Source organism: Gilvibacter sp. CC01, from assembly GCF_055755295.1.
This window is the reverse complement of record NZ_CM146909.1, coordinates 1,765,999-1,778,533: the sequence shown is the minus strand read 5'-3', so window position 1 is coordinate 1,778,533 and position 12,535 is coordinate 1,765,999. Positions and strand designations below refer to the sequence as shown.

The following is a 12,535-nucleotide window of genomic DNA, read 5'->3' as shown; positions in this document are numbered from 1 at the left end:
TTATCCGTGTTTCAAATTCATGAAAAATTTCATATTTATTAACTAAGTTTCATTAAACTAAACTTTTATTTAAAAATATATATGAAATATACCATACAATTAGAAGCGCCTAGTTACCTTACTATAGTAGTTTACCCACTAAATAAGGACCATTACCAAAGCGCACAAGAATTTATTAAGTTACATGGTCATGCCCCATGGATAAATGATATACCAAAATACGACGATAGCAGTGGTAAATCTTTCACCTTTGCAGAAGAATCAGAACATATAAATATTAAAATTCTTGATGAAAACTCCTTGATTTTGTCTGAATTTAAACTTTATGATCTTGATCATTTACCTCTAACTTGGGCAGAGAATGAAATCACACACCATGTTAAATATTTTTGGGATAGATTTGGTGATAATAAGCCTTGTCTAGTCTGCAGACTATATCACGATATTGATGGATACGTATTATGGGAACATGAAATTGAAGCAGAAGAGATGCCAAAAAAGAAAGATTTTGGATTTAAAACAGTAGGAGTAGAAGTTCGAGATTTCAATCTCACAGGTCTTGAAGGAAATTTTTGGAACTGTTTAGAAAAAAGTAAAAGTATCTTCTACAAGCAAAGCCCTATAAAGGTTACATACAGTCCTGCTGTTTCAGAACTCGCTGAAATAGAATTTTTAGATTGTTTTTTATTAGATCGTAACGGGGAAATTTTAAAAGATCTTTATGGCAGAGGTTAAATTATTATTGATGTAATTTAACTTGTTTATAAGAAGATTTAGTTTATCTAAAATCAAAAAGAACACCCTCTTCTACAGTATTGACTTTAAATGTGGTGTCTGAAAAACTAGTTGAAAACCCTTTGAATAAATTCTTGTATGAAACACCATAAAAACAAATCAAAATTCTTGGGTAGCCGTTTACCCTATATAAATTTTTAATAAAACAATGCCTTCCAATAAAGTTTATAGTATTTGTATTCCAATGATGTGAACCAAAATGCTCAAGATTAGCTTCTGACGAGCAAATCAGAATTGAGGGTTGGTTAGAACTATTTATTGATGATAATTCCTTTAGTCTTTTACGGTTATCTAATAAGTCTAGTGAAATATCTGGGAAATAAGTTACATGTATTTCTGAAGAAAAATAGCTTTTACTTAGCTTATCAATTTTATTGTCAGCAAATTGCACAATTGATTTAAAAACCAAATCTCCAACCCAATCTAATCCAGCAATATCATTTTCATTCATTTCTAAATTCAAAGGCAAGTGATTTTCTAAAGAATTTAGGTTAATCAATGTTTTGTGAAATTTATTAGAGATACGAAAGTTATGAACTCCAAACTCATATGCGCAGATTGTAAAACATGCTTTTATAGTGCGCTCCAGTCTTGAAGCAGTTGGCCCCTGCTTGTCAAGTTCTTGTAAAAAAAGTGATAGGGCATGATCATAATTATTGACTAAAAAATCTTTTAATCCCAAATTTCTGATTGAATTCTGTAGTACAACTTCAAATTCCTCTGGACTAGTTTCAGGATATAATTCAGAAATGAAATAATAACACAAACATGAATCGTTGATATAACCATTTTTGTAAAGGTAGGATAGTTTTTCTATGGTTGGTATTTCATCTCCTTTTAAAACAACTAGCATGGCCTTAATTTGCGTTTCATAAAAGTCCATTTTATGCAACCCTTTAGAAATTTTTTTCAGCTGCATTAACTGAGATTGAGTTATGGTCATGATTAATTTATTTAAAATTTATATACTTAAACTACAATCTAAAAATAATTTTTAATTGTTTGTCGGTGTATATAATTAACTGTCTATTTACTGCCAGTAATGAGGCAGTTGACGTGTTTTTTACTAAAGTTGAGGTAATGTATCAAGGCAAAAAAAAAGCCCTACATCTCTGTAAAGCTTTTGCTCCTCCACTTGGACTCGAACCTGACCGAGGGATCACAAAATGTCCAGTGGACATTTTGCCCGAGGGGCCAGCTTGCCGGGCTGGATGTGGCCTTGGAAGGGTCCAAGTTATGCCAAAAGAAAAAGCCATCATTTCTGACGGCTTTTAGACTATAGCTTGGGATAATTTACTTTCTCAAAAGTATCTCTAAGTAATAATTTTAGCATTTTCTTCCCTGTTGATGTCTTAAAGTATCTTTCTCTTCTTAAGGCATCCGTTTTTGTTATGAAAAACTCGCAATAAATTAATTTTAAAGGAATTCTTGACGACGTACTTTTCGTACGTTCACTGTTGTGATCAATTAATCGCTGCTCAAGATTTGTTGTAAAACCATGGTATAGAAGAAGATCTTTTTCGCTTTGTAATACATAAACGCAAAATGGTAAAATCATAACATATAGATATAAAAAAACCCACCTCTATTAACCAATAGGGTGGGTTAAATCTTAAATGGCAGTAAAGTAGAACAAGTTCACTTTACTGCCGTGAAGTGCAAAAAGCAACCCGAAGGTTGCTTTTTTCTACTTCTCGGCTCCTCCACTTGGACTCGAACCAAGGACACCCTGATTAACAGTCAGGTGCTCTAACCAACTGAGCTATGGAGGAATTTCGCTAAGCGGACGCAAATATAAATTTATTTTTATTCCACTACAAGCAAATTATACTTTTTTCTATCCAAATAGCCATCGATATAAATCGTTCCCATTTGCAAAGAGTACTAAGGCGATCAATAAGAAGAATCCTATCATCTGCGCGTACTCCATAAACTTATCGCTAGGCTTTCTGCCAGAGACTATCTCATAGAGCAAGAACATAACATGTCCTCCGTCTAAAGCAGGAATAGGCAGTATGTTCATAAAGGCCAAAATGATAGAGATAAGTGCGGTGTTGAACCAAAACGCTGTCCAGCTCCAAGTACCGGGAAACAGGTTTCCAATAGCCCCAAAACCACCGATCTGCGTAGCTCCTTCTTTGGTAAATACATATTTGAATTGCTTTACGTAATCTACCAGTATGTTATAGCCAAAAACGGTTCCGCCGCTAAGGCTTTCCCAAAAGCTGTATTTAATCACCTCGAATTTACCGTCGTATTCCTTACCGTAATTGTTTATTCCGGCCTTGCCTTTCTCATTCGGAGTTACAGTGATCTCCACCTTCTGACCGTTTCTATTTACCGCAAAAAGAATAGGCTTATCTGCATTTGCGGCTACGTTTTCCTGAACCATTTTCCAGCTAGCGGTCATTACACCACCGACCTCAAGAACCACATCTCCTTTTAACAAACCGGCCTCGGCTCCAGGCATGCCTGGAATTACGGTATCAATCACTGGTTTGCGCCAACGGTTAAAAGGATTGGTGTCTCCGGATTTGAACATGCGCATACCGATATCATCTGGTAAACTAATGGTCTCTTGGTCTCCGTTGGAGTGTGCTACCGTGATATTCTCTACATCTCTTAAAAAGATATAGCGGTTCAAATCGCCCAGATCTTTAAACTCTTCTCCGTTCACGGCCAAGATATCATCGCCATCTTTAAAGCCTAATTCTTTAAAGCTTTGCGCCACGGAGAAACCTCTGGGGGCAAGTTCTGGTGTAATAATGCGCTCTCCATTGACATAAAAGATCCCGATGTAAATAAGAACTCCAACAATAATATTCACTGTTACACCACCGACCATAATAATAAGACGTTGCCAGGCGGGTTTAGATCTGAATTCCCATGGCTGCGGAGGTTGTGCCATTTGTTCTTTGTCCATGGATTCGTCTATCATCCCGGAGATCTTTACATATCCGCCAAGAGGCAGCCACCCGATCCCGTAAACGGTCTCGCCGATCTTCTTTTTGAACAAGGAATATTTTATATCGAAGAACAAGTAGAATTTCTCTACTCGGGTTTTAAATAGTTTGGCAGGTATAAAGTGCCCCAGCTCGTGTAGTACAATTAGAATGGACAAACTCAAAAGGAGCTGTGCGGCTTTGACCCAAAATTCGCTCATAGCATAAAAATTAGAGGACAAAAGTAACTTATTCGTATGGCTTTAGAAAATGCTGCGGACTTGCTATAGGCCTTGTCCGTTAATTTTTAACGCATTTTTATCATTGGGAGCTTTCAATTGCAGGGGTGGCGTTAAAATCTTTAAAAACTTCTCTGGGAATTGTGGGGTCTTCCCGGGTCATCGTACCTTTGCAAAAAGCAGTCTTATCATGCTCGATTTCTTTGCCAAATACAAGTTCTTCGGATTGGTAATGTTAGTGTTATCTGCTCTTATCATAGCATTGATGTACCGCGCTTTAAAACCTCAGGACAAACTCCCAATAATTGAACCTGTGAGCGTGAGTGAAGAACTGGTGGACCCCAGTATGCAATTCGTAAAAAAATACCACAGCATACCAGACTTCTCACTTTTGAATCAGAACGGAGATACTATTAGTCAGGCCGATTACCAGGACAAGATCTACGTTGCCGATTTCTTCTTTACCACCTGTGTTACTATCTGTCCGGTAATGACCGAGCATATGACACAAATACAGCGAGAATTGCAAGGCGATCCTATGGTCAAGTTGCTATCACATTCGGTTACTCCAGAGATCGATTCGGTGCCTCAGCTTAAAAAATACGCCTTAGAAAAAGGTGTGAACGATTCGGTGTGGAATCTGGTCACCGGAGATCGGGAACAAATATACGATCTGGCTCGCAAAGCTTATTTCGCTGCCAAAAAAGATGCTGTTGGTGAGTACGGTATGATCCATACCGAAAACTTTGTGCTTGTAGATAAAGAAAAGCGCATTCGCGGTTATTATGACGGTACTGCACCAGATGATATAGAGCGCTTGCTTCAGGATATCGCCATTCTCAAAGCCGAATACTAGAAAAAACCCCTTTTGCTTTCGGAACTTATGCAGAAGTGCTATTTTTGTTGTTTAAAATCAGTCTAAATAAGCGCAATGCCTACCATAGCCAATTTAAATCGCGGGGAAAAGGGAATAATCAAGGATTTTCCCATAGAAACTGTGCCGCTTAAATTGTTAGAAATGGGTTGTTTACCTGGCATGGAGGTAGAATTGGTTCAGCTCGCGCCATTTAGTGATCCACTTTACCTCAATATCAACGGGAGTCATCTGGCCATCCGCAGAGAAACCGCCCTGCAAATAGAAATCGAACTGCTGAGCTAATGGCCAAACAATTCAATGTTGCGCTCATTGGAAACCCCAACACGGGGAAGACCTCTGTTTTCAATCAACTTACGGGACTCAACCAAAAGGTAGGAAACTATCCGGGGATCACTGTAGAAAAAAAACAAGGTATCTGCAAGCTGCCGCGAGGCGTCAAGGCGCATATACTAGATCTACCCGGCACTTACAGCCTTAATGCTTCCTCTTTAGATGAGAACGTAGTCATTGAACTGCTGCTCAACAAGAACGACAAAGATTTTCCAGATGTCGCGGTGGTGGTTGCCGATGTAGAGAATCTAAAGCGCAACCTGCTACTTTTTACGCAGATCAAAGACTTGGGGATTCCGACAATATTGGCTATAAATATGGCAGACCGTATGAAGCGCAAAGCCATAACAGTAGATCTCGAGAAGCTGGAAGAAAAGCTCAAAACCAAGATCGCACTGATCAGCTCGCGCAAGAACCAAGGTTTTGACGAACTCAAAGAGCTGATTGCCAATTACAGACAGGTCTCTACAGAACCGTGTATGAACGCCTCAGTGATTGCGCCGGAGTATTTTGATCGTCTTAAAAAAGCTTTCCCAAATCAAGAGCTATACAAGCTGTGGTTGGTGATTACCCAAGATGTGAACTTTGGAAAGGTAGAACGTAATACGGCCGATCTTATAGCAACCTTTCAGACCGAATCTAAAAGCAACTTAAAGCGACTGCAGCAAAAGGAGACCATTAAGCGCTATCAGTTCATCAACGAAACGCTAAAAGAAACCTTGGTTGTCGATACGGCCAATGCCAAGGACTTGCGCAGTCGTTTTGACCGCGTCCTTACCCACAAAGTATGGGGTTATGTGATCTTTTTTAGCATACTCGCCTTGATTTTTCAAGCGATCTTTGATTGGTCTGGCTATCCGATGGATCTCATAGATACAACCTTTAGCTCCCTTAGCGAATGGATCAAAGCCGCTATGCCAGCCGGAGATTTTACCAATTTATTGGCGGAAGGAATAATTCCCGGGCTCGGTGGAATTGTGATCTTTATTCCGCAGATCGCCTTTTTGTTCTTCTTTATCGCCATACTAGAAGAGAGCGGCTATATGAGTCGTGTTGTATTCTTAATGGACCGCAGTATGCGCCGATTCGGCCTTAGCGGAAAGAGTGTTGTTCCTTTAGTTTCTGGTACTGCTTGCGCCATTCCGGCAATTATGGCAACCCGAAACATAGAGAACTGGAAAGAACGCCTGATCACCATTTTGGTAACCCCTTTTACAACCTGTTCGGCGCGCCTGCCCGTGTATCTGATTATCATTTCATTGGTTATTCCAGAGCAGCGTGTTTTGGGAATCTTTAGCCTTCAGGGGCTTACTTTAATGTTCTTGTATCTCTTAGGATTTGCCGCGGCTATCATTTCTGCCTGGCTTTTAGATCGTTTTCTAAAGATCCGATCCAAAAGTTTTTTTGTCATTGAAATGCCCAACTACAAAGTTCCCTTGTTTAAGAATGTGGCTTTGACTGTTGTAGAAAAGACCAAGTCTTTCGTAGTCGGCGCAGGGAAGATCATTATGGCGATCTCTGTAATTCTTTGGGTGTTGGCTTCTTATGGCCCTGGAGATTTCAACAAAGCAGAGCAAATCGTTAAGCAAGAAAATATAAATAATGGTCTTTCCGAAGAGGAACTCGACGCTCAGATCGCCTCCTTTAAACTGGAGCATTCATATATCGGAATTCTCGGAAAAGGCATAGAACCTGCCGTGCAGCCACTGGGTTACGACTGGAAGATCGGGATAGCGATCTTAAGCAGTTTTGCAGCACGTGAGGTCTTTGTAGGTACTTTGGCTACCATTTACAGTGTGGGTAGTGAGGAAGAAGAGACCATTAAAAACAGAATGGCTGCAGAGGTTAACCCGGTGCTTGGAACACCGCTATTCAATTTTGCCAGTGGTATTTCACTGCTGCTCTTTTACGCCTTTGCTATGCAATGTATGAGTACATTAGCCATTGTAAAGAAGGAGACCAATTCCTGGAAGTGGCCCATGTGGCAATTACTAACAATGTCGGCAATAGCGTATATTGTAGCATTAATAACCTATCAAATCCTCAAATAAGATGATCCAGAAAATTCTTGTCTTTGTAGTCTTTGCGATCGCGGTAGGTTATCTGCTCAAAAAATTTGTGTGGAACCCTATTTTTGAATCCAGACGCAAACCGACTGTGGGTACCTTAGACGGCGGTAAGACCAAATGCGGCAATAAAGATTGCGGCTGTCACTGATCTTCGTAAACCCAAAGTTCTAAGCAGTATTCTCTGTCGGCAAACTGCACTGTTGATAAGGGATAAGGCGTAAGCTTTCCAACAACAATTCTCACACCATCGGCTCTTTCCATAACTATTGGATGGATCATGTGCTGCTCACTTGCGTTAATGCGCCCCTTTAAGGCTTGCTTTTCTCCATCCGCAGTAATTAATAAAACCTCAACATCTGCCCAGCCTGCCATGACACATTGGGCATCACTTGGGCAACGAGAATCCATAACCACTGCAGTGAACTGCAATTGCATGTCCAGTGTGCTGGCCGTTTCTCCAACTTTAAGTTGAAGTTTCTCTAAAGTTTCATCTTGAGCCATAGTCAAGCCTGTACTTAACAGGAGTAATAAAGTAAGAATCGATCTCATACACAAGTGTACTAAAAAATCGTGCCAAATTGCTACCCTCTAAACAGAAAGAAGTCTTTTTTAAGGTGCTCGATATGCTCGTCCTTATTCGTGATAATATACTCCAAGGCCAGATCTGTGAACGCTCTACCTTTATCTGTAAGAGATACCAGCTGATCCTTTACAGTGATCATATTGTTCTCTAAGGCAAGTTTTACAACGGCTTCGGAGCGCACTCGTTGCCAATTGATATGTTCATTCAAGTGATTGATATGGCGTTCTGACTCCTCCTTATGATTATTGAGGTGTAATAGAAAAGTAAGTAAAGACACTTCTATTCGCTGCTGACGTTTACGGTAAAGCACGGCAATGATTCCTTTGTTGGGTGCAAAGCAATAGACTATCAAAAAGATCAACCCAAGTACTGCAGTTATAGAACCTGCAATGGAGGCATCGAGTAAATGGGCAAGCCAGTAGCCTCCTATTGCCGAGGCTATGCCGAATCCGACAGACAACCAAAGCATTCGTTTTAAATCGTGGGTAAGCAAGTAAGCCGTTGCAGCAGGTGCGATCATTAAGGCGACCACGAGTATAGCTCCCACTGCGTCAAAGGCGCCCACAACGGTGATAGAAGACACAGACATCAGTCCGTAATGCAAGACAACAGGAGAAAATCCTAGTGCCGCAGAAAGACCAGCATCGAAAGTACTCACCTTGAGTTCTTTAAAAAAGGCCCACAACAGTAGTAAGGTGATCAGAAGTATGATTCCCATGACCCATAAGGATTTCGGACCAAGATCGGCTCCGCCAACAACTAATCGATCAAACGGAGCAAAGGCCAACTCGCCCAATAAGACCGCATCTACGTCCATATGGACATCGTTGGCGTTTCTAGAGATCATGAGCACGCCTATACTGAAGAGTGCTGGAAACACTAGCCCGATGGCTGTGTCCTCTTTGACCAAGCCTGTCTTTTGGATTAACTCCACCAAGACCACAGTAATGACTCCCGTAAGGGCTGCCAATAAGATCAACCAAGGAGAATTCAAATCGTGAGTTAGAAAGAATCCCAATACAATCCCCGGCAATATAGAATGCGAGATCGCATCACTAATTAAGGCCATTTTGCGCAAGACCAAAAACACTCCTGGAATGGCACAGGCTACAGCTACCACTGCTGCAATGAGTTGTATTTCTATTTGTGGTGTACTCATGTTTGACTGTAAAGATTTTCTGCTTCTTCGTATCCCAAGGAGGTCATAGACCACATGGTTCCGTCTAGGGTTACCCATTTTTTGTCTACCATCTGCTGGAGCGTCTTTCTAGTAAAACCTTGAAAGTTGTTTAGAATTTTCACCGCATGCGGATGCGAGATATCTTCGTGGTTTTTAGCAATAGAATACATGAATTGCAAGGTCTTTTTGAGTTCGAGTTCCCTGCGGTTCTTCTGGAAACGGATCTCTCTAAAAAGCAAACCACGGCCGGGTGAAAAAACAAAGGAGATCAGCACAAAAAAAGCAGCCACCAATACAATAACCGGACCTGTTGACAGATTGCTTTGTGTTGCAGATATGGCCGTGCCAAACACCCCTGAAAAAGCTCCGAAGAAAGCCGCTAGCGCTATCATGACACTGAGTTTATTGGTCCATTGCCTCGCCGCAGCAGCCGGCGCCAGAAGCATAGCACTCATTAGCACAACGCCCACCGTCTGTAATCCGATAACTATGGCGATCACTATAAAAAAGGTGATCAAAGTGTCGATAATGCGGGTATTGAACCCTAAGGTCTTGGTGTAATCTGCATCAAAGAGCAGCAACTTGAATTCCTTCCAAAAAAGCAAAAGAATAAAGAGTGAAACTGCCGTTATGGCCACCATGATCCAGACATCTTTGGCTACCAAGGTGGCAGCCTGACCAAAGAGATACTTATCTAGCCCCGCCTGATTAGCATTGGGTAACTTCTGAATATAAGTAAGCAGTAGCATCCCAAATCCAAAGAAGAGCGAAAGCACCAAACCTAAGGCTGTGTCGGATTTTAAATGTGTATTCTTAATCATTCCGCGGATCCAAAAAGCTCCTAACAAACCACTTATCAAGGCACCTATAAGCAATACATTGCTGTCTTTGGCTCCTGTAAACAAGAATGCCAAGGCGATTCCAGGTAGGGCTGCGTGAGAGATCGCATCGCCCAAAAGACTTTGCTTTCTAAGTACAGCAAAACTACCGAGCATTCCGGTAACTGCCCCTAAAACAGCGGTGCCCAAAGTGATCACACCCAAGGTGTAGTCCGTAAAAAGCAATTCGAAATACTCGCCTAAACTCATTGTTGTAAACTCACTTTATAATTGATTCCGTAAGTCTTGGTCAAGTTGTCGTCATTGAAAATTGTGGAGACCGGACCAGTGGCAATCTTTTTGACATTCAAAAAAGTAACCCAGTCAAAATATTCCGGGACCGTTTGCAAATCGTGATGAACAACGATCACCGTTTTCCCAGTCTTTCTGAGTTCCTTTAAAATATTGACAATAGCCTTCTCCGTTGTGGCATCTACTCCTTGGAAAGGCTCGTCCATAAAATATATCGAGGCGTTCTGCACCAATGCCCTGGCTAGGAAAATACGCTGTTGTTGCCCTCCGGAGAGTTGCGAGATCTGTCTGTTCTTAAAAGGCAGCATCCCCACTTTTTCAAGCGCTTCTAATGCCGCTTTTTTCTGAGCTTTACCCGGTCTTTTTATCCAACCCAAGCTGCCGTAGGTTCCCATCATAACCACATCTAGAGCAGTGGTAGGAAAGTCCCAATCTACACTGCCCTTTTGAGGAACATAGGCCACCAATTGTCGCTGTTGCTCATAAGGTTTTCCATAAATACCCACACTTCCGGCAATGGGGTCGATTATTCCGAGTATGGCCTTAATAAGCGTTGATTTTCCCGCTCCGTTTGGGCCAACTATCGCCATTAGCACGCCTTCTGGTATGGCCAGATCTATATCCCATAAGACTGGTTTGTAGTTGTAGGCTACGGTTAAATCGTCTACACTTACCGCTATCTTTTCCATCATTTAAGCGCGTTTACTATGGTGTTTACGTTGGAAAGGAACATTCCGATATATTCCCCCTCATCGGTTCCTGCGGAGCCTAATGCATCAGAATAAAGGGTTCCACCTATGCTCACTTCAAAATCCTTAGCCCGAACCGCAGCCTGCAGCGCTTCTATGGTGCGTTTAGGTACAGAGCTTTCTACAAAAATGGCCTTGATCTTTTTTTCAATGATAAAATCTGCTAGGCGTTGCACGTCTTGCACACCAGCTTCGGTGGCGGTACTAAGACCTTGCAATCCGACTACTTCAAAGCCGTAGGCGCGTCCAAAATAGTTGAAGGCGTCGTGAGCCGTAACCAAATATCTTTTATCTTCTGGCAGACTACCAATAATTTGCTCTACTATGGTCTCAAGATTGTTTAAATCCTCTATATAGGCCTCGTAATTGGATTTATAATAGTCAGCACTTTCAGGATCTAAAGCAATCAACTCGTCTTTCAGTGCTCCTGCCATGCGCTTCCAAAAAGTGATGTTGAACCAAACATGAGGGTCGTAGTTAGAAGCAAAGTACTCAGACCCCATAAGTACTAAAGGATCTAGTGTCTCTGCTAAAGCAACGGTCTGAATATTCTGCGACCGCATCTTTTCAAATATCTCTCCCATCTTCCCTTCTAAATGCAAGCCGTTGTATACAATAAGATCGGCATTAAAGAGCTTAGATACATCACCCTCACTGGCTTTATAAAGGTGTGGGTCTACTCCACTACCCATTAGGCCTTGTACATCAATAGAATCTTTACCGATCTGTCTGGCCAGATCACTTATCATGGTTGTGGTGGCAACCACATTAGGTTTTGAATTCTTATCTACTGATGGTTTGCATCCAACCAAGATCAGTAGAAATCCGAAAAATATAAGACTGTTTCTCATCTAATTGCTATTTCGTGTATCAATACGGTAACTCAGGCCAGCACTTAACAATAATTCTTGATCAGAGCGGATTCCGCTCCCAATAGTGGCGTCTAGTTGTAAATCGTCATTTACCAGATAGGTAAAACCGGCATCCCATAAATGATTAGGCCCGCTATCTTCTGGCAACTCTCCGTAGAGTTCTACATAACAGCCAAAGGCATCGGTGATCGCATATCCATACGCCAAGGTATAAATGTATTCCGCCTCTGGACTGTCTCCTCCCCATTGGGCTCCGAGATTGTAAGACAAACTCGAACGCTCACTCAAGGTGTGTGCAAAGGAAAATCGAAAATCTACTCCAGTATATTCGGGTTTGTAATCCCTACCCGCTGTGAAAGGCAAAAAGACATGGCCAATAAGTCCAATATTCGGAATTAGACCTCGCTCTTCTGTAATGGCAACTTTAGCTCCCAGTAGCAGAGGGTCTAAGCCACTCAGAACGCCGGGGACTTCCATCCCATTGAATTCGAAACGGGTCTCCGTGAAATTCCATCCGAGGCGTAGTTCAAAATTGTCAAATATCCCATATCGAACCAACATGGTGTTGAAAGTGGTGGACTCGGTTTGTAAACCATTAGCTTCTTCTCTGGTAAAGAATGCCCCAGTCTCGAATTGGAGAAATCCAGCTCCAACGGTGTTTGGAGCTTCGGTAGCGTCTGGCCTGTCTGTAATTAAGGGGCCAGGGCCGTTATCTTGCTGGGCATAAGCGTAGCTGCCAAGCATTAATATTGAGATCGTTATTAAAGCG

Annotated in this window: 14 protein-coding genes and 1 tRNA gene; 5 read left to right on the top strand and 10 right to left on the bottom strand. The window is 41.6% G+C overall.

Annotation, left to right across the window (positions count from 1 at the left end):
* Positions 1-81: 81 nt before the first annotated feature.
* Entirely contained in the window at positions 82-735 is a 654-nt protein-coding gene (locus AC0J2F_RS08400) for a hypothetical protein (protein ID WP_473007261.1), read from the top strand.
* A gap of 43 nt (positions 736-778) precedes the next feature.
* On the opposite strand, the gene AC0J2F_RS08395 is transcribed toward AC0J2F_RS08400, so the two are convergent.
* The 4 genes from AC0J2F_RS08395 to rseP form a co-directional block, all read right to left on the bottom strand.
* Entirely contained in the window at positions 779-1,738 is a 960-nt protein-coding gene (locus AC0J2F_RS08395; protein ID WP_473007260.1) for a hypothetical protein, read from the bottom strand.
* Positions 1,739-2,071: 333 nt separating this feature from the next.
* The gene (locus tag AC0J2F_RS08390; RefSeq protein WP_473007259.1) at positions 2,072-2,353 is read right to left on the bottom strand and encodes a GIY-YIG nuclease family protein; all 282 of its coding nucleotides are present in this window, start codon (positions 2,351-2,353) and stop codon (positions 2,072-2,074) included.
* A gap of 140 nt (positions 2,354-2,493) precedes the next feature.
* Positions 2,494-2,567 (bottom strand) — tRNA-Asn (locus AC0J2F_RS08385).
* Between the two features lie 65 nt (positions 2,568-2,632).
* Entirely contained in the window at positions 2,633-3,958 is a 1,326-nt protein-coding gene (rseP, locus tag AC0J2F_RS08380; RefSeq protein WP_473007258.1) for an RIP metalloprotease RseP, read from the bottom strand.
* Between the two features lie 208 nt (positions 3,959-4,166).
* On the opposite strand from rseP, the gene AC0J2F_RS08375 reads away from it, so the two are divergent.
* The 4 genes from AC0J2F_RS08375 (at position 4,167) to AC0J2F_RS08360 (ending at position 7,400) form a co-directional block, all read left to right on the top strand.
* Positions 4,167-4,832: an SCO family protein gene (locus AC0J2F_RS08375; protein WP_473007257.1), complete on the top strand. Its 666-nt coding sequence runs from the start codon at positions 4,167-4,169 to the stop codon at positions 4,830-4,832.
* 75 nt (positions 4,833-4,907) lie between these two features.
* Positions 4,908-5,135, top strand: a complete 228-nt coding sequence (locus AC0J2F_RS08370; RefSeq protein WP_473007256.1) for a FeoA family protein — start codon at positions 4,908-4,910, stop codon at positions 5,133-5,135.
* Positions 5,135-7,234, top strand: coding sequence for a ferrous iron transport protein B (gene feoB / locus AC0J2F_RS08365; protein ID WP_473007255.1), 2,100 nt, complete (start codon positions 5,135-5,137; stop codon positions 7,232-7,234). Before AC0J2F_RS08370 ends, feoB begins: the two co-directional genes overlap by 1 nt.
* Before the next feature lies 1 nt (position 7,235).
* Positions 7,236-7,400, top strand: a complete 165-nt coding sequence (locus AC0J2F_RS08360) for a hypothetical protein (protein WP_473007254.1) — start codon at positions 7,236-7,238, stop codon at positions 7,398-7,400.
* Here AC0J2F_RS08360 and AC0J2F_RS08355 read toward each other — a convergent pair.
* The 6 genes from AC0J2F_RS08355 to AC0J2F_RS08330 are packed head-to-tail and all read right to left on the bottom strand — an operon-like array spanning position 7,394 to position 12,510.
* Positions 7,394-7,801, bottom strand: a complete 408-nt coding sequence (locus tag AC0J2F_RS08355; protein WP_473007253.1) for a hypothetical protein — start codon at positions 7,799-7,801, stop codon at positions 7,394-7,396. The genes AC0J2F_RS08360 and AC0J2F_RS08355 overlap by 7 nt on opposite strands.
* 32 nt (positions 7,802-7,833) lie before the next feature.
* The gene (locus AC0J2F_RS08350) at positions 7,834-8,994 is read right to left on the bottom strand and encodes a metal ABC transporter permease (protein ID WP_473007252.1); all 1,161 of its coding nucleotides are present in this window, start codon (positions 8,992-8,994) and stop codon (positions 7,834-7,836) included.
* Entirely contained in the window at positions 8,991-10,103 is a 1,113-nt protein-coding gene (locus AC0J2F_RS08345) for a metal ABC transporter permease (RefSeq protein ID WP_473007251.1), read from the bottom strand. Before AC0J2F_RS08345 ends, AC0J2F_RS08350 begins: the two co-directional genes overlap by 4 nt.
* Entirely contained in the window at positions 10,100-10,837 is a 738-nt protein-coding gene (locus tag AC0J2F_RS08340) for a metal ABC transporter ATP-binding protein (protein WP_473007250.1), read from the bottom strand. Before AC0J2F_RS08340 ends, AC0J2F_RS08345 begins: the two co-directional genes overlap by 4 nt.
* Positions 10,834-11,745 carry a metal ABC transporter solute-binding protein, Zn/Mn family gene (locus AC0J2F_RS08335; RefSeq protein ID WP_473007249.1) on the bottom strand — a complete coding sequence of 304 codons (912 nt, stop codon included), beginning with the start codon at positions 11,743-11,745 and terminating at the stop codon, positions 10,834-10,836. The genes AC0J2F_RS08340 and AC0J2F_RS08335 overlap by 4 nt, the downstream gene beginning before the upstream one ends.
* Complete coding sequence (locus AC0J2F_RS08330) at positions 11,746-12,510, bottom strand: transporter (protein ID WP_473007248.1); 765 nt, start codon at positions 12,508-12,510, stop codon at positions 11,746-11,748.
* Between the last annotated feature and the right edge of the window lie 25 nt (positions 12,511-12,535).

What these genes read in the sequence shown, in the direction of transcription:
- feoB (WP_473007255.1), top strand. Translation starts at nt 5,135, where the DNA reads ATGGCCAAACAATTCAATGTTGCGCTCATTGGAAACCCCAACACGGGG.
- AC0J2F_RS08400 (WP_473007261.1), top strand. Translation starts at nt 82, where the DNA reads ATGAAATATACCATACAATTAGAAGCGCCTAGTTACCTTACTATAGTA.
- AC0J2F_RS08360 (WP_473007254.1), top strand. Translation starts at nt 7,236, where the DNA reads ATGATCCAGAAAATTCTTGTCTTTGTAGTCTTTGCGATCGCGGTAGGT.
- AC0J2F_RS08345 (WP_473007251.1), bottom strand. Translation starts at nt 10,103, where the DNA reads ATGAGTTTAGGCGAGTATTTCGAATTGCTTTTTACGGACTACACCTTG.
- AC0J2F_RS08335 (WP_473007249.1), bottom strand. Translation starts at nt 11,745, where the DNA reads ATGAGAAACAGTCTTATATTTTTCGGATTTCTACTGATCTTGGTTGGA.
- AC0J2F_RS08355 (WP_473007253.1), bottom strand. Translation starts at nt 7,801, where the DNA reads ATGAGATCGATTCTTACTTTATTACTCCTGTTAAGTACAGGCTTGACT.
- AC0J2F_RS08370 (WP_473007256.1), top strand. Translation starts at nt 4,908, where the DNA reads ATGCCTACCATAGCCAATTTAAATCGCGGGGAAAAGGGAATAATCAAG.
- AC0J2F_RS08340 (WP_473007250.1), bottom strand. Translation starts at nt 10,837, where the DNA reads ATGATGGAAAAGATAGCGGTAAGTGTAGACGATTTAACCGTAGCCTAC.
- rseP (WP_473007258.1), bottom strand. Translation starts at nt 3,958, where the DNA reads ATGAGCGAATTTTGGGTCAAAGCCGCACAGCTCCTTTTGAGTTTGTCC.
- AC0J2F_RS08330 (WP_473007248.1), bottom strand. Translation starts at nt 12,510, where the DNA reads ATGCTTGGCAGCTACGCTTATGCCCAGCAAGATAACGGCCCTGGCCCC.
- AC0J2F_RS08350 (WP_473007252.1), bottom strand. Translation starts at nt 8,994, where the DNA reads ATGAGTACACCACAAATAGAAATACAACTCATTGCAGCAGTGGTAGCT.
- AC0J2F_RS08395 (WP_473007260.1), bottom strand. Translation starts at nt 1,738, where the DNA reads ATGACCATAACTCAATCTCAGTTAATGCAGCTGAAAAAAATTTCTAAA.
- AC0J2F_RS08390 (WP_473007259.1), bottom strand. Translation starts at nt 2,353, where the DNA reads ATGATTTTACCATTTTGCGTTTATGTATTACAAAGCGAAAAAGATCTT.
- AC0J2F_RS08375 (WP_473007257.1), top strand. Translation starts at nt 4,167, where the DNA reads ATGCTCGATTTCTTTGCCAAATACAAGTTCTTCGGATTGGTAATGTTA.